Raw genomic sequence first — 25,408 nt, 5'->3', positions numbered from 1 at the left:
AAAAATAAAATATTATGTAGAATATTTATTTAATTTATCTAAAAATAATATTTTATACTTTAAACTTAGAAAGGGGAATGGATTTAAATATGAAAGTGTATATATCACAATTAACAGAAACAGAAAATATTATAGATTTGCTTGAGAAATACGATATAGGTTTAGAAATAGTATTATTTGCAAGCCCTTATTGTCTAGATAAGCAAGATGAATTTATAGAGATTTATAAAAAGGAATTAGGTAGGTTATACGATGCGGTTGAATTTGGAATACATGGTCCCTATGCAGAGCTAAGTGCAGGTAGTCGAGATAATTTAATAACACAAGTTTCTACATATAGGATGCAACAAGCATATGATGTGGCGAAGAAAATGGATGCAAATTATGTAGTATATCACAATGGCTATTATCCAAAGACATATAGTTATATTGAGTGGATGCAGCGTACGCCTAAGTATTGGAACAACTTCCTTAAAGATAAAAAAGACGACGATATAAAAATACACCTTGAAAATGTGCATGAAGAAAATTCTTTTTTAATGAATGAACTTATGAAACATATTTATGATGAAAAAACATCTCTTTGCTTAGATATAGGTCATGTAAATGTATATTCAAAAGTAGATATAGAAGATTGGATAAAATCATTTGGGCAATATATGAAACATATGCATATACACAACAATTATGGAGATGAAGATTCACATTTTGCAATAAATAAAGGTACTATGGATGTAATATCTATATTGAATAAATTAAAAGACAAAGATATAACTATATCATTAGAAATAACAGATGTAAATGAACTTAGAGACTCTCTAGATATACTTTATAAAAATGGTTTTATAAAATTAAGAGAATTAGCTAAAAATAATATTTAATTAAATATATTAAAATAATTCATATAATAATAAATTGAAGCTAAAATATAGCATAATGAAAACCTTATAATATTGTTGACATATGACATATATGGTATAATTTTTTAGAGAATTTAAAGTGTTAGAGAGGAGCAAATATGGATTACTTATCTATAGAAGAATTAGTAAATGCCAGCAATGGTGATTTAACAAGTAAGAGTAAAGAAGTTGAAGCTATAAATGATTTAGTTATAGATAGCAGACTTGCAAATAAAAACAATGCATTTTTCGCAATAATAGGGGAGTCTTTAGATGGACATAAATTTATAAACTCTGCGATAGAAAATGGTTGTAAAACAATAATAAAAAATAAAAGCAACGATTTAGAAATAATAGGAGAAGATGTAAATATAATCGAAGTGGAAAACACTGAGTTTGCACTTGGAGATATATCTAGATACTATAAAAATAAATTTGATATACCATTTATAGGAGTTACTGGTAGTGTTGGTAAAACATCTACAAGAGATATGGTTTATGCTGCTGTATCAAGTAAATACAAAACTCTTAAAAATATGGGTAACTTAAACAATCAATTCGGAGTGCCACTAACTCTTACAAATTTAGATAAAAGCTATGAATGTGCTGTAATCGAAATGGGTATGAGTGGATTTAATGAAATTGAATACTTAGTAAATATAGTTAATCCTAAGATAGGTGTTATATCTAATATAGGACTTTCTCATGTTGAAAGACTTGGTTCAAGAGAAGGTATATTTAAAGCTAAGATGGAAATAACTACAAACTTTGACGAGAGTTGCACATTAATAGTAAATGGCGACGATGATATGCTAACAACATTAAAAAACAAAGACTTAAACTACAACTTAAAAACTTTTGGATTTGAAAAAGACAACACAATATACTGTGTAGACTTTGAGATGAATGATAGTGATACAACTTTCAACGTTATGATAGATAACAATATAGAAAAATTCTACATACCGACAGTTGGAGAGCATAACATATACAATGCGATGGCAGCTATACTTGTAGGTCAAACTTTAGGAATAAGTTTAGATCAAATAAGAGAAGGTTTAAGAAACTTAGAAATAACTAAATCTAGAATGGACGTTATAAAAAATGACAACTATACAGTTATAGATTCAGTTTATAATGCAAGTGTAGATTCTATGAGAGCTGCTTTAAAAGTATTAAACAGATACGAAAATAGAAAAGTAGCAGTATTAGGTGATATGTTTGAAATGGGTTCATTTGCAGAAGAAGGTCACAGAGAAGTTGGTAAATGTGCTAGCGAATATGCAGATATACTTATAGCTGTTGGAGATGATGCCAAATTTATGGTAGATGAAGCTATTAAAAATAACATGGATAAAGAAAATACTTACTACTTCAAAACAAAAGAAGAAGCCATAGAAAACTTTGAAAATATTCTACAAAAAGGAGATGCTATATTAGTTAAAGCATCTAGAGGAATGCACTTAGAAGAAGTTGTAGAGTTTTTAAGTAAATAATATAATAAGATATATAAGTTAAAATTTTTATTAAGCAATATAAGTTAAAACTTATATGTAAATAAAAAGCTAAATTTAGTGTAAATATTAAATTTAGCTTTTTTAATGAATTTATTTATTTATTTCATCTATAACCCATTTTAAAAATTCTCTTATAGATTCATCCTCATATCCTATGTCTATTTCTACATTATCTATTTTAAGTATAAAATAAGTTGTAGTTATATAATTATATATATCTTCAAATTTTTTAGATTTCTCGTACATTATAATATAATTAAATAAAATACCTTTATATTCATCTTTATTGATATCTAATATATCTTTATATATAAATTTACTTAAGTCTCTATTGTTATAAAAAAACTCCATATCATCTCTAAATTCTTCATATAATTTTATTGAATTTCTTATATCAGATATTAGCCAATACGCCTTATATGCATCATCTTCATTGTTAGTCAATAATGACATTTCTAATTTATCTATTATTTTATATATATTTGGGACTTCTTTTATAAATAGTGGGTCTTCAGAGTATTTAGTTAATAATAATATAAAATCTGCATTTTCTTTAAATATATCTCTGTTTTTTGTTCTTGAATTTTTATATGTTTGATATGTCTTATTTATAACTTCTACTAAAAATAATATTGCATCTTTTACTAATTCTTTTTCATTTATAAAATCTTCATATTTAGGTGATAGTATATCAGATGTATATAAGTATAGATAATTATATACATATAATTGTAAATATGCATTCATATAATTGCCACTTTGACATCGTTTAAATAGTGTAATACAATCATGACAACAATAGCTACAGACATCATCTTTGAAATTATTTGATTTTATAATTTTATTGATATCTTCGTAGCGTATTATATCTTTGAAGTATTTATCTTTATTGTCATAAAACCATTTTATATCGTCTTTTCTATTTTCAAAAATATGTATAAATGTGATAGGGAATATGTTGTTATCTCTAATATAGTTTTTATATAAAGTTTCATCTTCCTCAATCATATTAATAAGCATATCTACATTGGGTATTTCTTTTCTAAATAGTTTGTCATCTTTGTATTTTTTTAACCCCATATAATCTTCTTTATAATATTTTATTTCTTTCATTAAATATTCACCCCATTTTTAAATATTATTAAAAAATGAAAAAAGCAGTACATTTTAAAAGAGTAGATAATTAAGTTTTATTTATGATATTACTTGTACTTTTATACAACAGATTATTGATATCAATATACAATTTTGTAATTGATTATATTTCTTACTATATATTAACATATTTATATAGATATAAACAATAAAAAAGATACTATATTGATGAATTATAGTATCTTTTTATAAGACGTGGGAAATTGTCTTTATTTATTTTTATAGGCTTTGTTTAATTTCGTCTATAGTCTGTCCGATTATCTTTATACCTTTTTCAATTTCATCTTTTTCTAATCTAGAAAATCCAAGTCTCATAAAATTATTTTGGTTTTTATTTATGAAAAATACATCGCCGGGCATAAAGATAACGCCTTTTTCGTGACATTTTTCAAGGAGATATCTAGTATCTATATCCTTTAATTTAAAGAATAGGTGAAGACCTCCATCACCCAAAACATATTCATAATCTATATATTTTTGAGAACATTCTAAAGCAAAGTTAAATTTATCGCCATAGTATTTTCTTATTTTCTTCAGATATTTATCGAAGTTGCTGTTTTTTAAATAATCGTATAATATACCTTGATCTAAAAATGATACATGCATATTTATACTTCTTTTTACGCTGACTAATTTATCTATTAAGTTTTTATCTCCAAATATCCAGCCAATTCTCATTCCCGGGAATAAAATTTTTGAAAAACTACCTATGTAAATTACTCCGTTATTTTTATTATCTAATGAACAAATCGGAAAAATATGAGAACTAGAGTAGAGTAGCTCTTCATTAAATCCATCTTCAATTATTGCTATATTGTTTTCTTTCATTATATTATAAAACTTAAATCTATCGTTTGGAGATAATACAATGCCAGTTGGATTATTATATGAAGGTGTAATATATACAAATTTAATCTTACCTTTATATTTTTTTAGTGTAGAGTTTATACTTTCAAAGTCTAAGCTATTTTTATTTAAATCCATAGGCAAAATATTTAAGTTAAATGATTTAAATATTTTTAATGATACATTGTGTGTTGGATTTTCACACAAGATATAATCGCCTGGATTAGTAAGCGAGGATATTATTATATTTAATGCCTCTGTAAATCCATTAGTAATTAATATATCTTTATTTGTAGAGTCTACATTTTTTTTATTCATATATTCCATTAAAAATTCAATTAATGGTTTGTAACCTTGTGCATAGCCATAGTTTAATAGTTTATGGCCTTCTAAGTTAAATCTATTTAAAAAAGCGCGTTTTAATTCTTCCATATCGAATTGGTCACCTGCAGGTGATATACTTTTAAACGAAATTAAGTTTGATTTCCACTGGATTTCATTTTTAGAAGAATCCATTTCATTTAAAGCTTTAGTATATTCATTTTCGTATGAAGACCAATCTACATTCCAGCTAGAAGTAGTGATATAAGATTGTTCTTTTACAAAAGTCCCCTGACCTTTAATAGAGTAGACAAGGCCCTCTGTTTTTAATTCTTCATAAGCGCTTAACACACTATTTCTACTTACATTTAAGATAGAGCATAGTTCTCTAGTTGAAGGAAGTTTACTATTTATAGGGAGTAATCCCTTTGTTATTAAATCTTCTATATAGTTTTTAATCTGCATATACACTGGTTCTTCTTTATTTAATTCAAAATTAAAAAATAACAAAATAGGCCTCCTTTATTAGAAATTAAATATATGTATTATTTAATAAATATCTACATAAAAATAAAGACAATTATATTTTAAAATATAATTGTCTATTTATAATTATAACATATATTTATATATCATAGGAAATTATATTGAGTATAGATATCAAATTTCCTATGAATTCAAGAAAGTATATACAAAATATATGTGATGACTTTTTTGATTTTTACTATTTTATAATGAATACTCTATTATTTTATCTATTAATTCGCTATAAGATATACCTTTGGCATTTGCACTTCTAGGTATTAAACTAGTTACTGTCATTCCTGGAAGAGTATTTAACTCAAGAACATAGAATTTACCATTTGATAATATAAAGTCTACTCTTACAAATGCTCTACAGTTAAATGCATCCCAACATTGTTTAGTTTTCATGTTTATTTCGTTTTGAAGTGATTCTTCTAAATAAACAACTTCTTCAGTTGCAGCTTTATCACCAGTTGCATATTTTGATTCATAGTCGAAGAATTCATTTGGTGAACTTATTTTTATAGTTGGAAAAACTTCTCCGTTTAATATGAAAGAAGTGTATTCATCTCCTGGAAGATAACCTTCTATCATAACTATATCGTCAACTTCTAGACCTTTTCTTACAGCTTCATAAACATCTTCTTTTCTATCTACTTTGAAAGTAGCTACACTAGAACCACCGCTATTTGGTTTTATAAAAACAGGATATCCCATTTTTTCTATTGCATCGTAGTCTATTGAATCAACAGATTTTGCAATTATCCATGGAGCAGTAGGTATGTCAGATGCTTTTAATACTTTTTTTGACATATTTTTATCCATGCATATTCCACTAGTTAGAGGATCACATCCTGAATATTTAATTCCCATAGACTCTAACATTGATTGTATAGTTCCATCTTCACCGTATTTACCGTGTAAAATTAATAAAGCGAAATCTACATTTTCAGGCATTTTATTTACAACATCCATTGGTTCATTTATTATTAATTCATGTACGTCATATTTATCTCTATTTATAGCATTAAGTACAGATCTACCAGAATTTAAAGATACTTCACGTTCAGATGAAATACCACCCATTATTACAACAACTTTCTTTTTCATATTTATCTCTCCTAATTAATAAAATTTTAATTCAGTAATAAGTTATATTTATTATTTACGAAGTTTTAGTAAATATAATTTACAATTTAACTTCTATGCAATTTTAAGTTAAAGTAAATACTACCGCAGCAATATTTATTATATATTAATTATATGTATAACAAAAAGAAATAGAAAGTACCACGATTGTAGTAAATAATAAAGAGGGTGGTTGTTAATAAAAAAACAAATAAAAAAGAGATAACAAATTTTGTTATCTCTTAAAAATAAAATATTTTTATGTAGATTATAACAAGAAATTACCGATTATAATTCCGCAATAATTTCCTATAACATATCCTAAAGTACCTATAAGCATTATTGGCGCTATTAATTTTGTCCATCCTTTAGAAACTGCCATAGCAGCTGCTGTCGTAGGACCACCTATACATGCATTAGATGCAAGGATTGCATCTTCTAAGTTGAATTTAAATATTTTTGCACATGTAAATGTAACTAACATATTTATAAATACTACTATAAAACAGAATACTAATAATAATGGTGAATTAACTACTATAGATTGTATAGAAGCTGGAACACCTATTACAACGAAGAATATGTATATTAAATATGTACCTATTTCTTGAGCGCCTCCAAGATTAGAGAAGAAATCACTAAATACAGATGCACAAATCATTGTAACAGTAGTTATTATTAAGTATTGATTTCCAAGTAAAGTATTTAAAAGTGATAAAAATGCATTACTTGTAGGTATAGTAGATGATAAAAACTCTGCTATAGTATTTGATACAGCTACTATTACAAATGCACTACCTATAGATAAAGCTATATCTTTTAGCGATATATCTTTACGGCTCCAATAAGAAGAAGCTGTAGTTTCCCCATCTTTAATTTCTTGTTTTTCAAATTCCTCAACATGTGGATGAAGGAAGTGTTTTCTAAAGAAATTGATTGATGGTATAGTTATTAATACAAAGAAATATAATGCCATTAATAAATTGTCAGAAACGACTGCTGCAGAAACAACATCACCAGGAAGTTCAAATGCCGCCGACATAGCAGCAAAGTTAGCACCACCACCGATATAAGAACCAGTCATCATACCAGCAACTTGAGCTAAGAAAGGTATTTTACTAGCTAAGAAGTAAAAACCTACTACGGCACCTGCCATTGTACCTATTGCACTTAACAGATAAATGACAAGCATTTTACCACTTTCTTTCCAAATTTTCTTTATATCACATTGATATAGTAAAAGTGTAATTGCAAGTGGAACAACATAAGTCCAAACGTTATCATATTTATAAATTAAATAAAATAAAAGTACCACGATTATCTATAATCATATATATTGTGGTAGATAATACAAAAACTAACAAAAAAGTATTAAAAAGTAAAAAAGTAGATAACATATGATATGTTATCTACTTAATATATAGAGATTTTTAGTTTTATAGATAAATAGAAATAAAAAATTTAAAGGACTTGTTGGATAACTCGAAAGGCATTTTTGTATCCTATTTTTTCTATCTCATCTTGTGTATATCCGCGTTTTTGAAGCTCTTTTATTAAATTAGGAGTGTCCTTAAACTCTTTTAATCCAAGCACATTAGGATTTGATGTATCTTCTAAAAATGCAGATAAACAGTCTTGGTCTATAAATCCAGAAAAATCAAATCCACAAGAAATATGATCAATACCGACTAAATCGGCCATATAATCTATATGATTTACTAAATCACCTACATCTGCTCTTTGACAATTTTTATAATCTACAAAGTCTCTGTAGCCATTTATACCGATTATACCGCCACTTTCAGCAATCGCTTTAATCTGATTATCAGTAAGATTTCTTCTATGATCTGATAAAGCTTTTACGTTTGAGTGTGAAGCTATTACAGGTTTTGTGGCAATATTCATAATATCCCAAAATGATTTTTCGTTTGCATGTGATACATCTACTATCATTTTTAATTCTTCGAGCTTTCTAACAGCGTTTTTACCAGAGTCTGTAAGTCCTCTAAGTGGATCTCCTCCAACACCAGTTGCAAGTGCATTTTGTTCATTCCATGTAAGTGATGCATGTCTAGCTCCAACTACATCATAAAAATAATGAAGCATATCTACATCTTCGCCTATATAACTAATGCCTTCCATACCTACTAAAACACTTAATTTATCTTGTTTTAAAGCGACTTCAAAATCAGAAAACTGTTTAATTTGTTTTATAATATCAGAATTTGAATTTATTTCTTCAGTTAAACACTCTACAACTTGTTTAACTCTTTTTTGTGGACATTTATCATAAGGTGGGTCTATCCAAATTACATATATTCCACCGATTAAATTTGCGTTTTTTAATTCATCTAAATAATGATTTTTTATAATGTCTTTTTCACCTTTTAACATTTTTACAGTTACATCAGTGAATAAATCAGAATGACAATCAAATACCATTTTAAAACCTACTTTCTACTTATACTGAAATGTTTAATTATATTATAATTTATTAAAATACAGATAAAATTGCAATAAAAATTTAGTGTTTTTAAATTAAAATTAATGTAAATTCTATTGTTGGGAATTATAATAAAATAGTACAAAGATTAAAAATAGGAGAGTAATTATGAAAGCAGAAATTATAACAGTTGGAACAGAGATTTTATTAGGAGATATATTAAATACTAATAGTAGATATTTAGCTAGAGAGCTTGCAGGTATGGGGATAGAAGTTTACTATCAACTAACTGTAGGAGATAATGAAGAGAGATTATTAAGCACATTAAAAGAAAGTCTAAATAGAAGTGATATTGTTATATGTACTGGAGGTCTTGGGCCGACAGAAGACGATATAACTAAAGAAGTTTGTGCAAAATGCTTTGATTATAAACTTGAGTTACATAAACCATCATTAGAAGCTATGTTAGAGAGATTTAAACATATGAATAGAGTGCCGACTAAAAATAATGAAAAGCAAGCTTATTTCCCAAAAGAAGCGTATATACTTAAAAATGACAATGGGACAGCGCCAGGTTGCATTATGGAAAAAGACAATAAAATGATAATTGTACTTCCAGGACCGCCAAAAGAAATGGAAGCTATGTTTGAAAATTATGTAAAACCTTATTTATCAAAACTTACAGATGATGTAATAGAATCAGAAGTACTTAGAATAATAGGTGTTGGAGAGTCTCAAGTCGAAAATGATATACTAGATATAATAGATTCACAAACTAATCCAACTATAGCTACTTATGCAAAAGGTTATGAGTGTACGCTTAGAATTACAGCCAAAGCAAAAAATATAGATGAAGCTAGAAATCTTATAAAACCTATGTCAGATGAGATGAAAAAAAGATTTAAACAGAATTTATATGCTACTGGAGAGACTAGTATAGAAGAAGTTGTATCAAAAATATTAGTAGAACATGATTTGAAAATTGCTGTTGCAGAATCATGCACAGGAGGTATGGTATCAGCAAACCTTATAAATTATCCGGGAATATCTTCTGTGTTTATGGAAGGATGCGTAACTTATTCTAACGAAGCAAAGATGAAATCGCTAGGAGTAAAGAAAGAAACACTAGATATATATGGAGCAGTCAGCAGTGAGTGTGCAAAAGAGATGGCTTGTGGTGTGGCAGCTAGATACAATACAAATGTAGGAATTGCGACAACTGGGATAGCTGGACCTGGTGGAGGAAGTGATGAAAAGCCAGTTGGTCTAGTTTATTTTGGGATTTATATAAATGGAGATGTTATTTCAAAGAAATATGTATTTAATGGAGATAGACAACAAATAAGAGAAAGAGCTACAAAGACTATATTAAATGATTTGAGATTAGAATTATTAAATAAAATAATATAATATTAAAATAAGTATATAATAAGTAATTTCATAAATTATTTTTATAAAGTTAAATTTAAGCAAGTGATGTATAAATCACTTGTTTTTCTTTTTTTTAAGAATATAATTTTAGTAAGAAGGGGGATGGGAAAATGAGACTTAATAATAAAATAATAGAAGTTAGGCAACTTCAAAAATCTTATAAAGATGTAAAAGCTGTCAATGGAATAGATTTTTATGTTGAAAAGGGAGAGTTATTTGCATTTTTAGGATTAAATGGTGCGGGAAAATCGACTACTATAGATATGTTGTGTACTTTTTTAAAAGCAGATAGAGGAAGTATAAAAATAAACAACTATGAAGTTGGAAAAGATGATGAAAAAATAAAATCATTAGTAGGAGTAGTATTTCAAGAAAGTGTATTAGATGAACTTTTAACTGTAAAAGAAAACTTAATAACTAGAAGTAAATTATATAACATGTCAAAAGATGAGTTTAATAAAAATTTAGAAGAAATAGCAGATATTACTGGAATAAGAGAAATTATAAATAGACAATATAGAAAACTATCAGGCGGACAGAGAAGAAGAGTAGATATTGCAAGAGCACTTATAAATAAACCTAAGATATTATTTTTGGATGAACCAACTACAGGATTAGATCCTAAAACAAGAAAAAACGTATGGGATATGATAAGAACTTTGCAAAAAGATAATAATATGACGGTATTTCTTACGACTCATTATATGGAGGAGGCATCAAAAGCCGACTATATAGTAGTTATGGACAAAGGGGTTATAGCAGCAAAGGGTACAACTGATGAATTAAAAGAAAAATATGCTAAAGACAAGATGATAATATATTTTGACGATGAGAAAAGTGATTTTATCGAAAACTATTTAAAAGAAAATAATTATGAGTTCTTTATACAAAACAACGATATAACTATAGAGATAAATACAACATTAGATAGTATAAAAATAATAGATGATTGTAGAATTTATATAAACTCTTTTGAAGTAATAAAAGGTAGCATGGACGATGTATTTTTAAATATTACAAAGGGGGATAAATAAGTGATTACTTTTATAAATAGAAATTTAAAGATGTTTTTTAGAGATAAAACAGCAGTATTTTTTTCACTATTAGCAGTATTTATTGTATTGGGATTATATATAGTATTTTTAGGGGATGTATGGGTAGATTCTTTTAAAGAAATAAAAGGTGCAAAAAATCTAATGAATTGCTGGATTATGGCTGGACTTATTGGAGTAACATCAGTAACTGCTAATATAGGAGCGTTTGGAATAATGGTTGAGGATAAAAGTAAAAATAAAATAAAAGATTTTGTTGTATCTCCAATGAAAAATTATAAAATTATGGGAGGATATATATTGAGCTCTTTTATAGTTGGGAGCATAATGTCTATAATTGCTTTAATAATTTCACAAGCATATCTATTATATAGTAAAGCAGAGTTGCTGTCATTTAATCAACTTATAGAAGTAGTAATAATCATACTTTTAACTACATTATCAAATAGCGCGATGATATTATTTATAGTATCTTTATTTAATAGTCAAAAGGCATTTTCAACAGCGAGTTCGATAATTGGAACATTGATAGGATTTATAACTGGGATTTATTTGCCTATTTCTATGTTGCCTAAAAATGTTCAACTAATAGTCAAGTCGTTTCCAACATCACATGGAATAAGCATATTAAGACAGATATTTATGGAAAAACAAATGAATGAGTCGTTTGCAAACATATCGGGAAGCTATATGGATGAGTTTAAAGAAGCTATGGGTGTAGTATATTATATAGACGATAAGATAATAACAAATACTACAAGTGTATTTATATTAATAGGCTCAGCTTTATTATTTTTTATATTATCGATTTTAGTTATATCTAAAAAGAAAAAATAATAATGTTAAATTTATTATTAGTAGCATTAAAAATAAAAAGTAAAACTTTATATATTTTACATATTTTATTGTCACAAAATATAGAAAATTAAATTAATTAGTTAAAAATTTTTTACTAATGTTAAATTTTTATTACCTTATTATAACTTATTTCTAACACTAATTAATATAAAAGATAATACAATTTAATTAATATAGGTTTTATTGCTGGTGTTGCTACTGCTATAGCATGGGGAGGACCTGGAGCATTGTTTTGGATGTGGGCAATAGCTTTCTTGGGAGCAGGCTCAGCATTTGCAGAATCGACCTTAGGTCAACTTTATAAAGAAGAACACGACGGTGAATATCGTGGAGGTCCAGCTTATTACATAGAAAAAGGATTTGGAAGTACAACTTTTTCTAAAGCATATGCAACTTTATTTGCTATAGTTACAGTTATAGCTATAGGAATACTTCTTCCAGGCGTACAATCAAATTCTATAGCAGTATCTATAAACAATGCATTTGGAATAAGTGTAAACGTTACAGCAGTATTTTTAGTTATTTTAACAGGAGTAGTTATATTTGGTGGAATAAAAAGAATAGGTTCAGCAGCAGAATTTATAGTACCGTTTATGGGTGGTGCATATATATTAATGGCAGTTGTAATTATAATTGCCATTATAGGTGATTTACCAGGAGTTATAGCTTTAATATTTAAATCTGCATTTGGTGCAGAGGCGAGTTTTGGTGGAATATTAGGTTCTACAATTGCTTGGGGTGTAAAACGTGGAGTTTACTCAAATGAAGCTGGTCAAGGTACAGGGCCACAAGCATCATCAGCAGCAGAAGTTTCACATCCGGCAAAACAAGGTTTTGTACAAGCCTTTTCAGTTTACGTAGACACATTATTTGTATGCTCAGCAACTGGATTTATGATACTTATGACAGGTTGTTACAACACTTTTAATGAATTTACTAAAAAGATAATGGTTGAGAATATGCCGGGATATGCTATAGAAGATATAGGGCCTGTATATACTCAAAATGCAATAAATACGTTGATACCAGGTTTTGGTGGAGCTTTTGTAGCAATAGCACTTTTCTTCTTTGCATTTACTACATTAATGGCGTATTACTATATTGCAGAAGTTAACTTAACATACTTAGTTAAAAAATTTACTGGAGGAAAATCTAGTAAATTATCTATAAATTGTCTTAGAATAGCTTTATTAGCTATGACAGCATTTGGTTGCATTAAGTCTGCAGGATTAGCATGGACTATGGGGGATATTGGTGTAGCTATGATGGCATGGCTAAACTTAATTGCTATTTTGGCATTATCAAAGAAGGCTTTATTGTGTTTTAATGATTATGAATCACAATTAAAGGCAGGGGTTCCAAGAGATGAAATCAGTTTTGATCCAATTAAATTAGGAATAAAAGGTGCTGATTTTTGGGAACAAAAACATCATAACAAAGCTAAATAGTTAAAAACTCTTTCTAATATAATTTTAGGTCTCTTAAATAATTAAGAGGCCATTTTTTTATTCTAGTGTTTCAAAAAAATAAAAACTGAATGTATTTAAGCATCCAGTTTCTAATTATTACTTTATTACTACTTATTAACTACAAATTTGCAGTGAATAAGATTTTATAGTGTTTTCCAAAATACAATCTAAAATATAATTAACAACACTATTACACATATAAGTTGAGAAGAATAAATCATTTTCAAAGTCTTCTTTTTCTACATATTGTCTATATAATTTGTTGAAAAATTCTTCGACACTTGTATGACTTAAAGAATCTCTTTCAATTATTTTGTTAAAATTAGTATCTTTAGCTATTAATTGAAGGTCTCTTTCGTAGACTACGTGCTTTTTAAAACTATGGGAAAATTCCCAGCGTTGACTATGTGGTACACAAAAAAAATCACATAAAAAATGGCATATAACGCCTAATTCTTGACTAAACTTACTTACAGAAAAATATTTTTCAATAAAATCTAGTGATAATTTACATAGGGATTTTATTTTTCCGATTATCATATCGAAAGATTCTTTTAAATAATGCTTATGTAAAACGTACTTAGATGTCATATCTGGTTTGATATTGCCATAAATAAAGTTCTTTTCACTTAGAAAAAACGATTTACTAGAATCTATATTTTCTATAAGTGCATTTGAAATTGTTAAATGTGTATTTAAAATCATTAATTGCACCTTCCATATAATAATTATATAATTAAATTATAGTTGTAACTTTTAATTATTTATTATAATAATAACAAGAAAATAAAAATTTTACAACCTAAAAAGTTTGTATATAAAAGGTAAAGGAGACTTAAATATGAAAAAAATATTAGTATTTATAGCTGACGGATTTGAAGAAATTGAAGCGCTATCAGTTGTAGATGTACTTAGAAGAGCGGAATTAAAATGTGATTTATGCTCTATAAAAGAGGAGTATGTTAGGGGAACTCACAACATAACAGTAAAATCTGATTGTATAATAGATAATATCAATCAAGATGAATACGATGCTATAGTTTTACCAGGGGGATTACCAGGAGCTGATAATTTATTAGATAAAAGAGTAAAAGATATGGCAATTAAATTTAACAATGAAGGAAAAATAGTTGCCGCTATATGTGCAGCACCACAAACTTTAGAAGCATTTGGAATATTAGATGATAGAAAGTGTACATCATATCCAGGTTTTATAAAAGGTAGAGATAAAGTAAATTATTTAGAAGATCAAATAGTTGTAACAGATAAAAATATAATAACTAGTAGAGGACCTGCTACAGCATTAGAATTTGCATTTAGAATATTAGAAGACTTAGGTTATAACGAAAAAGCAAAACAAATAAAACAAGATATGTTAGTTGATTTTTATGTAGAACATATAAAATAAGAAAACATTACCAAAAGATTGTTTAATAGGAAATTGATATAATGATTAGAGTGTGGATATTTTGCACTCTAATTCTATTTTTAGGAAAGTATTATAAATTCATAATTGAGGAGGAAATTATGAAAAATAAAATAGGATATTTTTATATTTTATTAGCCGGAATCTTTTGGTCTACTTTAGGATTTTTAGTTAGCAAAATTAGTGATTATAATTTTTCATCTGAAGAAATAGCGTTTTTCAGAATGATAGGCGGATTTATAGCAATTAGTATATATGGAAAGCTAACTATGCCTACAATGTTTAAAATAACAAAAAAGGGAATTTTATATGTACTTGGAATAGGGATAGTATGCCAATTAGTATTTAATATATCTTATATGAGTTCAATCTCTATGGTAGGTGCATCTATGGCAGCAGTTCTACTTTATGTATCGCCTGTATTTGTAGCGATTTTTTCTAAAATAGTATATAAAGAAAAAATTAATAAAATAAAAATATTATCATTAGTATTTTGTGTAATAGGTGCATACTTAGCAGTAACAGGAGGAAAAATTCAACTAGAAGGTATAAATACAGTTGGTATTTTTGCGGGTATAATGGCAGCGATAACTTACGCAATGCTACCAATTTTCAATAAAAATGCATTAAAAGAAATGGATAATATAACTATGAGTGCTTATGCATTTTTAATAGCTGCGATTTTAATGTGCTTTAGAATAAATCCAGTAGAAACTATTTCAAAAATAGATTCTGTAAAAGTATTTGGATATATAGCTGCTATAGGGATAATACCTACTGCAATGTCTTATATAGTATATTCTAAAGGTATATTAAAAGGTGTAGAACTATCTATAGCAGGTGTAGTTGCATCAATAGAACTTGTTTTATTAGTTATAATAGGATGGACTTTGCTTGGAGAAGATTTCTCTGTTGTTAAATTATTCGGAGTATTACTTATGGTAGTGTCTACTTTTATAGCTGTAAAAGCAATAGAAGATGTTAAGGAAGAAATAGAAGAAGACAAATATCAAACTGAGACTATATCAGAATGTAGTAAGTAAATAAAAAAGACTTTACAAAATATGTGAAGTCTTTTTTATTTTAAGTAATTTATTGAAGTATAATGTTATTTTTTATAGTAAATTCCTTGATAAGTGTCTCTTTCTTTTAAAGTTCTGTCTATATCATTTAAAACTTCCCATTTTTTAAGACTCCACATAGGTCCTACAAGCTCATCGCGTTTTCCGTCACCTGTAAGTCTATGTATTATCATTTCAGGAGGTAGTATTTCAAGTTGGTCACACACAAGATTTATATATTCATCTCTGTCCATAAGCTCAAATTGATTTTTCTCTAATGATCTTGCAAGGGCAGTGTCTTTTATAACGTGAAGTAAATGTATTTTGATTCCATCTACATTCATATCTGCAACTGCTTTTGCAGTTTCCATCATCATGTCGTAGTCTTCTCCTGGAAGTCCATTAATTATATGAACTATAACTTTTATATTTCTATCTTGAAGCTTTTTAAGCCCTTCTAAAAATGTATTATAGTCGTGTCCTCTGTTTATTTTTTTAGATGTAACGTCGTGTATAGTTTGAAGACCTAACTCGACCCATAAATTTGTTCTTTCGTTAAGTTCTGCTAAATAATCAACTACATCATCTTCTAAACAGTCTGGTCTTGTAGAAATTGAAAGACCTATTACATTTTCAAAAGATAGTGCCTCTTCAAATTTATCTTTTAATACATTTAGTGGAGCATAAGTATTGGTATAAGCTTGGAAATAAGCTATATATTTTGCATTAGGCCATTTTTTATGCATCATAGCCTTGATTTCTGCAAATTGCTCGCTTAATGGACTTGCTGGATTTCCAGCAAAATCACCAGAACCACTATTACTACAATAAGTACATCCACCTTTTGAAACTTTACCATCTAAGTTTGGACATGTAAATCCAGCATTTAAAGAGACTTTAAATACTTTTTCACCAAAGTTATTTCTAAGGTAGTAATTCCAAGTATGGTATCTTTTATTATCATCAAATGCATATTTAAATTTTGCCATTTTAATTCACCTTTTCATAAATATTATATTTTAGAGAATAATAAGAAATTATAGATATTAAATAATCATAATTTCTTCACATATATCTCAAAGAAATCTATATACTTAAATGTATTTCGTTAGAATACAGATTTCTTTATGATTTTTATTATATCATTTTAGTATTATATCATATTTAGGTTAAAATAATAAAAGTTTTCTAATTAATATTGTTTTTTGGATTAGATATGATATAATGACATCATGACAACGTATTAAATATGTCTTTAATTTCTTGACCAAAAGTTTTATCAATGGGATAATTATATCATTATTGATTAAAGTATATTTATTAAGAGAGGAAGAAACATGATAGATAAAAATAGTCCATTACCACTATATTTTCAACTACAAAACAAACTTTTAGAAAAGATAAAAGATGGTACATATCCGCAAAATAAAGCTCTACCGACAGAACATGAATTAATACAAAGCTATGGCGTAAGTCGTACAACTGTAAGACAAGCAATCGACAATCTAGTTAAAGAGGGTTATATTGAAAAACGTAGAGGTGTAGGAACTTTTGTTGCTGAAAGAGAAAAGCTAAATTCATGGGATTTGGGAAGTTTAAAAAGCTTTGAAGAAGCATTTAAAGAAAGTAATCATAAGATAAGAACAGAAGCACTTTCAATTAAAGCTATAAAATTAGATTCTAAATTACAACAGATTTTTGGAGATAAAGAAAAGGAAGTCTATGAATTAGAAAGAGTAAGATTTATAGATGAACGCCCAGCGATGAGTATTATAACTTTTGTGCCGGCATCTATATTTTCCAATATGGACAGATATGATTTTTCATCTGTATCATTATATAAAACAATGTCAGAGGAATATAATATCAATATATGTTATGCAGAAAAGGAATTTAGAGTAGTTGCGGCGGGGAGAGAAGACGCTCAAAAGCTAAAACTTAAAGTTGGAAGTCCACTTCAAGAAGTGAGAACAATTACTTATGATGATAATAATAGAGTAATAGAGTATTCTATATCTAGAGATTCTGGGGACATTAGTACGTACAAAATTAAGTTAAAATACAGAGGTAAATAAAAAGTTGATGAAAATCTGTGAGAAATTACGAGTATTTACAAATTTCGACTTTTTACAAAATTAATATTAAAAAGATAAAGTTTATATCATATTTTATATAAAAAATTATTATATTTTTGTAGAATTTGGAATAATACATGTTATAATGATTATGAAATATGAAAACGTTAAGGAGGATTAAAACATGAGATTTTTTTTAGATACAGCTAATATTGACGAAATAAAAGCAGTGAACGACATGGGAGTAATAGACGGTGTAACAACTAACCCATCTTTAATAGCAAAAGAAGGAAAAGACTTCAAAGAAACTATAAAAGAAATTGCATCAATAGTTGATGGAGCTATAAGCGGAGAAGTTAATAGTGATGATGCAGAAGGTATGATAGTAGAAGGACGTGAAATAGCGGCAATTCATCCAAATATGGTAGTAAAAATACCTATGACAGGTGAAGGTTTAAAAGCTGTAAAAGTTTTAACTAAAGAAGGAATAAAAACTAACGTAACATTAATATTCTCAGCAACTCAAGCATTACTTGCTGCAAGAGCTGGGGCAACATACGTATCACCATTTTTAGGAAGATTAGACGACATATCTACACCAGGTATGGATTTAATAAGAACTATAGCTGAAATATTCGCAGTTCACGAAATAGATACACAAATCATAGCAGCTAGCGTTAGAAATCCAATACACGTTATAGATGCAGCACTTGCTGGAGCTGATATAGCTACTGTTCCTACAAAAGTAATTGAACAAATGTTAAAACATCCTTTAACAGATCAGGGGATAGAAAAGTTCAAAAAAGACTGGGAAGCTACATTTGGTAAATAAAAAAAATTGACCTTAGTTTTATCACAACGTTTTAATTTAATGGAGGAAATATATGAACAATTTAGATGTGAAATGTATTAATGCAATTAGAGTACTAGCAGCTGATGCTATACAAAAATCAAATTCAGGACATCCTGGATTACCACTTGGTGCTGCTAGTATGGCATACACTTTATGGACAAAAATGAATCACAATGGTAAAAATTCTGACTGGAAAAACAGAGATAGATTCGTATTATCTGCAGGTCATGGTTCAATGCTTGAGTATTCATTACTACACTTATTCGGATATGGAATAACTGTAGATGACATAAAGGAATTTAGACAATGGGGAAGTAAAACACCTGGACATCCAGAATACGGTCATACTAAAGGTGTAGAGATAACTACAGGCCCTTTAGGACAAGGTATATGTAATGCTGTAGGTTTTGCAATAGCTGAAGCAAAACTTGCTGATAAATTCAACAGAGATGGATTTAATATAGTAGATCATTATACATACGCTATAACAGGTGATGGATGCCTAATGGAAGGTATATCTTCAGAAGCTTCTTCACTTGCAGGTACATTAGGTCTTGGTAAATTAATATTACTTTACGATTCAAACAACATAACTATAGAAGGGGATACAGATGTAGCATTTACAGAGGATGTTGCTAAACGTTATGAAGCTTATGGATGGCAAGTATTAAATATAGAAGATGGAAACGATATAGATGCTATATCAAAAGCTATAGATGAAGCAAAAGCTGAAACTGAAAAACCTTCTATAATAATCGTAAAAACTCAAATCGGATATGGTTGTCCAGCTAGACAAGGTTCAGCTAAAGCTCATGGTGAGCCACTAGGTGCTGACAACATAAAAGAAATGAAAGAAGTAATGAAATGGGAAGCTGAAGACTTCTTTATACCACAAGATGTTTACACTAATATGGAAACATATATAGCTAACGGTGAAAATGCTGAACAAAACTGGAATGAGTTATTTGCAAAATACGAAGAAGCTTATCCAGAATTAGCAGCAGAATATAAAAAATGGCATGATTTAGATGTTACTGATGAATTATTAAATAGTGAAGAATTCTGGAAATTTGAAAAAGGATGTGCAACTAGACAATCATCAGGAGATGTATTAAATAGATTAACATCATTCATACCAAACTTAATGGGTGGATCTGCTGACTTAGCACCATCTAATAAAAGTGATATGAAAAACACTGGATTCTTCTCAAAAGAAGACAGAAGTGGACAAAATATACACTTTGGTGTAAGAGAGCATGCAATGGCTGCAATATCTAATGCAATAGCTGCTCACGGTGGACTTAAAGCTTATTGTGCGACATTCTTCGTATTTAGCGATTATATGAAAGGTGCAATGAGATTATCTTCTTTAATGAACTTACCAGTGACTTATATATTAACTCACGATAGTATAGGTGTTGGAGAAGATGGACCTACTCATCAACCAATAGAACAATTAGCTGCACTTAGAAGTTTACCAAACATGACAGTATTTAGACCAGCTGACTCAAATGAAACTGCTGCTGCTTGGTTCTACGCTGTAACAAACAAAACTACACCAACTTCATTAGTATTAACAAGACAAAACTTACCACTATACGATATAGATGGAAAAGTTGCTTTAAAAGGAGCTTATATATTAAAAGACTCTCAAAAAGAAACTCCAGATGTAATACTTATGGCATCAGGTTCAGAAGTTGAATTAATAATGGGTGCTGCTGATGAACTTGCTAAAAAAGGTATTGACGCTAGAGTAGTAAGTATGCCATCATTTGAATTATTCGAAGCACAAAGCGCTGAATACAAAGAAAGCGTACTTCCAAACGCTGTTAGAAATAGAGTAGCTGTAGAAGCTGCATCTTCTTTCGGATGGTATAAATACGTTGGTTTAGATGGTGAAGTAATCGCACTTGATCACTTCGGAGCATCTGCACCAGCATCAATATTATTTAAAGAATTCGGATTTACAGTTGAAAACGTAGTTGAAACTGCATTAAGAGTTGTAAATAAATAATTTTAAATAGAAATAAAAGGAGGAAAAATCTAATTTTGATTTTTCCTCCTTTTAAATTTAAAAAATCCTAGGATATGATACCTCTATCATAATCCCAGGATTAAATGTAATTACTATGACCTAATTAATTATAAATAGATTATAGTTAACTAGCATATTAATTAGCTTTTTCTTCTGGATATTGAAGGGCATCTACGCCTTCTTCACCAGTACGTATCTTAACTGCATTTTCTACAGATGATACAAATATCTTACCGTCGCCTATATTACCAGTATATAAAACCTTTTTAGCAGTATCTATAACAGTTTGTACTGGCACTTTTGCGACTACTATCTCAACTAATATCTTAGGATGTAATTCCATTTCTACTGCAACACCTCTATAATATTTAGGAGCACCTTTTTGAGTACCACAACCTAAAACATTAGAAACAGTCATACCCATTATGCCTATATCACTCAAGGCATCTTTTAAATCTTTAAATTTATCTTGATCTGTTATTATTTCAATTTTTGTCAATTTAATATCAGAAGCTACTATATCTGAAGAAGCACTTTTGCTTACTAGTTGTACTGGAACAGCTTTGTCAACAGATACTTTTTCTGCTGCAGTTTTTAATTTTCTAACTGTACTTGCTTTTGCAAAGTCAGCATATGCACTTGATAGGCCGTGTTCTAATTTATCAAGGCCGACGATTTCTTCTTCTTCACTAACTCTAAGACCTAAAGTAGCATCTATAGCTTTGAATAATATAGTAGTAGTTACTAAAACCCAAGCCATAACAGCTAATACACCTAAACATTGAACTCCTAATAGATGAAAACCTCCGCCATATGCTAGACCACCATCTACTGCAAATACACCTGTAAGAATTGTACCTATTGCACCACATGCACCATGGACACCTATTGCACCCACTGGGTCATCTATTTTTAATTTTTGATCTAAAAATTCTATTACGACAACTACAGTTAGGCCTGCGACTATACCTATTATACATGCACCAATTGGATTAACTACTGCACATCCTGCTGTTATTGCAACAAGGCCAGCAAGTGAACCATTTAGAGTCATTGAAACATCAGGTTTTTTATATTTAACCCAAGTAAATATCATTGTTGTTACTGTTGCAGCAGCGGCTGCTATATTAGTTGTCACAAATACGCTACCTGCAAGAATTAAATTATCATCACCAGTCATTGAAGTTGTCGAACATCCATTAAATCCAAACCAACAAAACCATAATATAAATACTCCAAGAGCACCAACTGTTATATTATGTCCTGGTATTGCATTTGCACTGCCGTCTTTGTTGTATTTTCCAATACGAGGTCCTAAAATTTTAGCACCTACTAAGGCTGCTAGACCACCTACCATATGAACTGCAGTAGAACCTGCAAAGTCTATAAATCCTAATTGAGAAAGCCAACCGCCACCCCAAATCCAGTGACCTGATATAGGATAGATAAATGCACTTATTGCAATTGAATAAGCTAAATAAGATTTAAATTTTGTTCTTTCTGCCATAGCTCCTGAAACTATAGTTGCAGCAGTAGCGCAAAATACTGTTTGGAATATTACATATGCCCAAGAAGTATAACTACCTTCGACACCATAATTACCTTGGATAAAAAAGTCGAGTCCGCCTATTAGTTTACCACTGCCAGCAAACATCAAACCAAATCCAAATATCCAAAAGACTAACGCTCCACAAGCGAAGTCCATCAAGTTTTTCATTATAATATTACCTGCATTTTTTGCTCTAGTAAATCCTGTTTCAACCATTGCAAACCCAGCTTGCATAAAGAATACTAAAGCAGCTCCTAATAATACCCAAATCGTATCGACTGATGAATACATAATAAATCCTCCTAATAATTAAATTTTCATAATTTCCAATATAAAAGATAAAGCAAATATTGAAAAATTTATAAATCCTAAATACATAAGTTAAAAAGAAATTAAAGGCGTGTCCCCACCATTTATCTAGATAGAGTACACGCCTTTGTGTAGATAGTATTTAGTTATGTTAAAATATGAATTTAAATATTTTATACGCTAAATAATAAATCTGTATAAGTTGGGAATGGCCAGTAGCCTTTTCCTACTAATGTTTCTAGTTCGTCAGCTATAGCACGAACTTCATTCATTTGAGATAATACTGTATCATGATAGTATTTAGCTAATTTTTCGCTATCATCACAATCTTTTGCACCTAAAAGAACTTTTTCTAAATCAGCAGTTTTCTTAGCTAAACAGCTACTTAGTGAAGAGATTTTAGATACTAAATTAGTTTCTAAAGATATATCTATGTCTGAAGATAAGTCTTTTTTAGCTAAAGCAGATTCTGTTAAATCTTTAGAATAATTACATACAGCTGGTATAATATCTTTTTTGATCATTTCAAGCATTGTAAGTGCTTCAATATTTATAGTTTGAGAGTATTTTTCAAGCAGTATTTCTTTTCTTGATTCTAATTCTAATTTAGTATATACTCCGTGTTTTTCAAATAATTTTATATTTTTTTCATCTGTATAATGAGGTAGAGCTTCTGCAGAAGATTTTAAATTTAATAATCCTCTAGATTCTGCTTCAACTACCCATTCAGGTGCGTAGTTATTTCCATTAAATATTATAGCTTTATGTTCTTTTAATATTTTCTTTAGTACTTCATTTAAAGCTTTATCTATATCGTCTTTTCCTTCGATATAATCAGAAACATAATCAAGAGATTCAGCAACTATAGTATTAAGTATAGTGTTAGGGCAAGCTATATTAGCAGTAGAACCTAACATACGAAACTCAAATTTATTTCCTGTAAATGCAAATGGAGAAGTTCTGTTTCTATCTGTAGTATCTTTTTTAAATGATGGCAATACACCGACATCTATTGCTAATGAATTTAAAGTTTCTTCATTGTATGGAAGGTTTTCTTCAATACATTTTAATACTTTTTCTAAATCAGTACCTATAAACATTGATAATATTGCAGGAGGTGCTTCATTTCCACCTAGACGATGGTCATTTCCAGCATCTGCAACTGATATTCTAAGTAAGTCTTGATTTTCATGAACAGCTTTGATTATTGCTACTAAGAAAGTTAAGAATACTTTGTTGTTTATAGGGTCTTTACCAGGGCTTAATATATTTTTACCTGTATCTGTTGATATAGACCAGTTGTTGTGTTTACCAGAACCGTTGACACCAGCAAATGGTTTTTCATGTAATAAACACATTAAACCGTGTTTACAAGCTACTTTTTTCATAACATCCATAGTTAATTGGTTGTGGTCAGTAGCGACGTTTGTAGTTGTAAATATAGGAGCTAACTCGTGTTGAGATGGAGCAACTTCGTTGTGTTTAGTTTTTGCTAAAACTCCTAATTTCCACAACTCTTCATCTAAATCTTTCATATATTCAACTACTCTTGGTTTTATTGCACCGAAGTAGTGGTCATCTAGCTCTTGGCCTTTTGGCGGTTTTGAACCAAATAAAGTTCTACCAGTAAATTTTAAATCTATTCTTTTATTGTATAAGCTTTTATCTATTAAGAAATATTCTTGTTCAGGACCAACTGTAGTAGTAACTCTTTTTACATCTGTTTCTCCTAATAGATGTAAAAGTCTTACAGCTGATTTATTTATAGCTTCCATTGATCTTAATAAAGGAGTTTTCTTGTCAAGTACTTGACCTCCATATGAGCAAAAGGCTGTAGGAATACATAAAGTACCATTTCTCAAGTATGCATAACTAGTTGGGTCCCATACTGTATATCCTCTAGCTTCAAAAGTAGATCTTAAACCTCCTGAAGGGAATGATGAACCGTCTGGTTCGCCTTTTACTAATTCTTTACCAGAGAACTCCATGATTACTTTTCCATCATTAGTTGGACTTATAAAACTATCGTGTTTTTCAGCAGTAATACCAGTCATTGGTTGGAACCAATGAGTAAAATGGGTAGCACCATGTTCTATTGCCCAATCTTTCATTGCAGTGGCAACTACATTTGCAACTTTTAAATCGATTGGTTTACCGTCTTTTATAGTGTTTTGTAATGCTTTATAGACATCTTTAGGCAGTCTTTCTTTCATCACAGTTTCGTTAAATACTAAACTTCCAAATATTTCTGGGACTTTTGTCATAATAATTACCTCCAAAATTTAAAAATAAAAAATATCTAATAAATATAGACTTATACATCATCGTATAATCTAATAATTACTTAAATATCTTGAAAAAAAGAAAAGCGCTGTAGGATACTTATAACCTACAGCGCCTTTGCTGTTTTAATTAACTTTATAAAAACATTGTATGCCTTATGGAATAATATGTCA

At 28.9% G+C, this 25,408-nt stretch carries 20 protein-coding genes; 11 read left to right on the top strand and 9 right to left on the bottom strand.

Features of this window, described 5'->3' with window-relative positions:
* Window positions 1-89 precede the first annotated feature (89 nt).
* A complete protein-coding gene (locus RDX53_RS08750; RefSeq protein WP_307993988.1) occupies window positions 90-881 on the top strand; it encodes a sugar phosphate isomerase/epimerase in 792 nt (263 codons plus the stop codon).
* Between the two features lie 137 nt (window positions 882-1,018).
* Complete coding sequence (murF, locus tag RDX53_RS08745) at window positions 1,019-2,395, top strand: UDP-N-acetylmuramoyl-tripeptide--D-alanyl-D-alanine ligase (RefSeq protein ID WP_195931850.1); 1,377 nt, start codon at window positions 1,019-1,021, stop codon at window positions 2,393-2,395.
* Between the two features lie 111 nt (window positions 2,396-2,506).
* Here the strand turns inward: murF and RDX53_RS08740 are convergent, their stop codons facing one another.
* The 5 genes from RDX53_RS08740 to RDX53_RS08720 all read right to left on the bottom strand — a co-directional run bounded on the left by RDX53_RS08740 (window position 2,507) and on the right by RDX53_RS08720 (window position 8,833).
* A complete protein-coding gene (locus tag RDX53_RS08740; RefSeq protein WP_307993987.1) occupies window positions 2,507-3,529 on the bottom strand; it encodes a hypothetical protein in 1,023 nt (340 codons plus the stop codon).
* 261 nt (window positions 3,530-3,790) lie between these two features.
* Window positions 3,791-5,248, bottom strand: a complete 1,458-nt coding sequence (locus RDX53_RS08735; RefSeq protein WP_307993986.1) for a PLP-dependent aminotransferase family protein — start codon at window positions 5,246-5,248, stop codon at window positions 3,791-3,793.
* Between the two features lie 219 nt (window positions 5,249-5,467).
* Window positions 5,468-6,373: a D-alanine--D-alanine ligase gene (locus RDX53_RS08730; protein ID WP_307993985.1), complete on the bottom strand. Its 906-nt coding sequence runs from the start codon at window positions 6,371-6,373 to the stop codon at window positions 5,468-5,470.
* A gap of 286 nt (window positions 6,374-6,659) precedes the next feature.
* Entirely contained in the window at window positions 6,660-7,706 is a 1,047-nt protein-coding gene (locus RDX53_RS08725) for a DUF819 family protein (RefSeq protein WP_307993984.1), read from the bottom strand.
* 146 nt (window positions 7,707-7,852) lie between these two features.
* Window positions 7,853-8,833: a dipeptidase gene (locus RDX53_RS08720; protein ID WP_307993983.1), complete on the bottom strand. Its 981-nt coding sequence runs from the start codon at window positions 8,831-8,833 to the stop codon at window positions 7,853-7,855.
* A gap of 169 nt (window positions 8,834-9,002) precedes the next feature.
* On the opposite strand from RDX53_RS08720, the gene RDX53_RS08715 reads away from it, so the two are divergent.
* The 4 genes from RDX53_RS08715 to RDX53_RS08700 all read left to right on the top strand — a co-directional run bounded on the left by RDX53_RS08715 (window position 9,003) and on the right by RDX53_RS08700 (window position 13,623).
* Window positions 9,003-10,244 carry a competence/damage-inducible protein A gene (locus tag RDX53_RS08715; protein WP_307993982.1) on the top strand — a complete coding sequence of 414 codons (1,242 nt, stop codon included), beginning with the start codon at window positions 9,003-9,005 and terminating at the stop codon, window positions 10,242-10,244.
* A 131-nt stretch (window positions 10,245-10,375) separates the two neighbouring features.
* Window positions 10,376-11,299: an ABC transporter ATP-binding protein gene (locus RDX53_RS08710; RefSeq protein WP_307993981.1), complete on the top strand. Its 924-nt coding sequence runs from the start codon at window positions 10,376-10,378 to the stop codon at window positions 11,297-11,299.
* Window positions 11,300-12,154, top strand: coding sequence for an ABC transporter permease (locus RDX53_RS08705; RefSeq protein WP_307993980.1), 855 nt, complete (start codon window positions 11,300-11,302; stop codon window positions 12,152-12,154).
* 188 nt (window positions 12,155-12,342) lie between these two features.
* Window positions 12,343-13,623, top strand: a complete 1,281-nt coding sequence (locus RDX53_RS08700) for an alanine/glycine:cation symporter family protein (RefSeq protein ID WP_307993989.1) — start codon at window positions 12,343-12,345, stop codon at window positions 13,621-13,623.
* 135 nt (window positions 13,624-13,758) lie between these two features.
* On the opposite strand, the gene RDX53_RS08695 is transcribed toward RDX53_RS08700, so the two are convergent.
* Window positions 13,759-14,349, bottom strand: a complete 591-nt coding sequence (locus RDX53_RS08695) for a zinc dependent phospholipase C family protein (protein WP_195930873.1) — start codon at window positions 14,347-14,349, stop codon at window positions 13,759-13,761.
* Window positions 14,350-14,485: 136 nt separating this feature from the next.
* Between RDX53_RS08695 and RDX53_RS08690 the strand changes: the two genes are divergently transcribed.
* Window positions 14,486-15,052, top strand: a complete 567-nt coding sequence (locus RDX53_RS08690) for a DJ-1 family glyoxalase III (RefSeq protein ID WP_195930872.1) — start codon at window positions 14,486-14,488, stop codon at window positions 15,050-15,052.
* 119 nt (window positions 15,053-15,171) lie between these two features.
* Entirely contained in the window at window positions 15,172-16,113 is a 942-nt protein-coding gene (locus RDX53_RS08685; RefSeq protein ID WP_307993979.1) for a DMT family transporter, read from the top strand.
* Window positions 16,114-16,178: 65 nt separating this feature from the next.
* Here RDX53_RS08685 and RDX53_RS08680 read toward each other — a convergent pair whose 3' ends face one another.
* A complete protein-coding gene (locus tag RDX53_RS08680; RefSeq protein WP_195930870.1) occupies window positions 16,179-17,120 on the bottom strand; it encodes a TIGR01212 family radical SAM protein in 942 nt (313 codons plus the stop codon).
* A 348-nt stretch (window positions 17,121-17,468) separates the two neighbouring features.
* On the opposite strand from RDX53_RS08680, the gene RDX53_RS08675 reads away from it, so the two are divergent.
* The 3 genes from RDX53_RS08675 (at window position 17,469) to tkt (ending at window position 21,073) form a co-directional block, all read left to right on the top strand.
* Complete coding sequence (locus RDX53_RS08675; protein ID WP_195930869.1) at window positions 17,469-18,206, top strand: GntR family transcriptional regulator; 738 nt, start codon at window positions 17,469-17,471, stop codon at window positions 18,204-18,206.
* Between the two features lie 184 nt (window positions 18,207-18,390).
* Complete coding sequence (fsa, locus tag RDX53_RS08670; protein ID WP_195930868.1) at window positions 18,391-19,038, top strand: fructose-6-phosphate aldolase; 648 nt, start codon at window positions 18,391-18,393, stop codon at window positions 19,036-19,038.
* Between the two features lie 52 nt (window positions 19,039-19,090).
* Window positions 19,091-21,073 (top strand): transketolase, encoded by a 1,983-nt coding sequence (gene tkt, locus RDX53_RS08665; protein ID WP_307993978.1) that lies wholly within the window; start codon window positions 19,091-19,093, stop codon window positions 21,071-21,073.
* Window positions 21,074-21,230: 157 nt separating this feature from the next.
* Here the strand turns inward: tkt and RDX53_RS08660 are convergent, their stop codons facing one another.
* Both RDX53_RS08660 and RDX53_RS08655 read right to left on the bottom strand, forming a co-directional pair.
* Window positions 21,231-22,934 carry an ammonium transporter gene (locus RDX53_RS08660; RefSeq protein WP_195930866.1) on the bottom strand — a complete coding sequence of 568 codons (1,704 nt, stop codon included), beginning with the start codon at window positions 22,932-22,934 and terminating at the stop codon, window positions 21,231-21,233.
* Between the two features lie 191 nt (window positions 22,935-23,125).
* Window positions 23,126-25,216 (bottom strand): glutamine synthetase III, encoded by a 2,091-nt coding sequence (locus RDX53_RS08655; protein ID WP_295732712.1) that lies wholly within the window; start codon window positions 25,214-25,216, stop codon window positions 23,126-23,128.
* Window positions 25,217-25,408 lie beyond the last annotated feature (192 nt).

The organism is uncultured Intestinibacter sp., from assembly GCF_902468165.1.
Lineage (GTDB): Bacteria > Bacillota > Clostridia > Peptostreptococcales > Peptostreptococcaceae > Intestinibacter.
This window is presented reverse-complemented; position numbering and strand designations above follow the sequence as displayed.

What these genes read in the sequence shown, in the direction of transcription:
- RDX53_RS08655 (WP_295732712.1), bottom strand. Translation starts at nt 25,216, where the DNA reads ATGACAAAAGTCCCAGAAATATTTGGAAGTTTAGTATTTAACGAAACT.
- RDX53_RS08710 (WP_307993981.1), top strand. Translation starts at nt 10,376, where the DNA reads ATGAGACTTAATAATAAAATAATAGAAGTTAGGCAACTTCAAAAATCT.
- RDX53_RS08730 (WP_307993985.1), bottom strand. Translation starts at nt 6,373, where the DNA reads ATGAAAAAGAAAGTTGTTGTAATAATGGGTGGTATTTCATCTGAACGT.
- RDX53_RS08675 (WP_195930869.1), top strand. Translation starts at nt 17,469, where the DNA reads ATGATAGATAAAAATAGTCCATTACCACTATATTTTCAACTACAAAAC.
- murF (WP_195931850.1), top strand. Translation starts at nt 1,019, where the DNA reads ATGGATTACTTATCTATAGAAGAATTAGTAAATGCCAGCAATGGTGAT.
- RDX53_RS08660 (WP_195930866.1), bottom strand. Translation starts at nt 22,934, where the DNA reads ATGTATTCATCAGTCGATACGATTTGGGTATTATTAGGAGCTGCTTTA.
- RDX53_RS08740 (WP_307993987.1), bottom strand. Translation starts at nt 3,529, where the DNA reads ATGAAAGAAATAAAATATTATAAAGAAGATTATATGGGGTTAAAAAAA.
- RDX53_RS08680 (WP_195930870.1), bottom strand. Translation starts at nt 17,120, where the DNA reads ATGGCAAAATTTAAATATGCATTTGATGATAATAAAAGATACCATACT.
- RDX53_RS08695 (WP_195930873.1), bottom strand. Translation starts at nt 14,349, where the DNA reads ATGATTTTAAATACACATTTAACAATTTCAAATGCACTTATAGAAAAT.
- RDX53_RS08690 (WP_195930872.1), top strand. Translation starts at nt 14,486, where the DNA reads ATGAAAAAAATATTAGTATTTATAGCTGACGGATTTGAAGAAATTGAA.
- fsa (WP_195930868.1), top strand. Translation starts at nt 18,391, where the DNA reads ATGAGATTTTTTTTAGATACAGCTAATATTGACGAAATAAAAGCAGTG.
- RDX53_RS08720 (WP_307993983.1), bottom strand. Translation starts at nt 8,833, where the DNA reads ATGGTATTTGATTGTCATTCTGATTTATTCACTGATGTAACTGTAAAA.
- tkt (WP_307993978.1), top strand. Translation starts at nt 19,091, where the DNA reads ATGAACAATTTAGATGTGAAATGTATTAATGCAATTAGAGTACTAGCA.
- RDX53_RS08685 (WP_307993979.1), top strand. Translation starts at nt 15,172, where the DNA reads ATGAAAAATAAAATAGGATATTTTTATATTTTATTAGCCGGAATCTTT.
- RDX53_RS08750 (WP_307993988.1), top strand. Translation starts at nt 90, where the DNA reads ATGAAAGTGTATATATCACAATTAACAGAAACAGAAAATATTATAGAT.
- RDX53_RS08715 (WP_307993982.1), top strand. Translation starts at nt 9,003, where the DNA reads ATGAAAGCAGAAATTATAACAGTTGGAACAGAGATTTTATTAGGAGAT.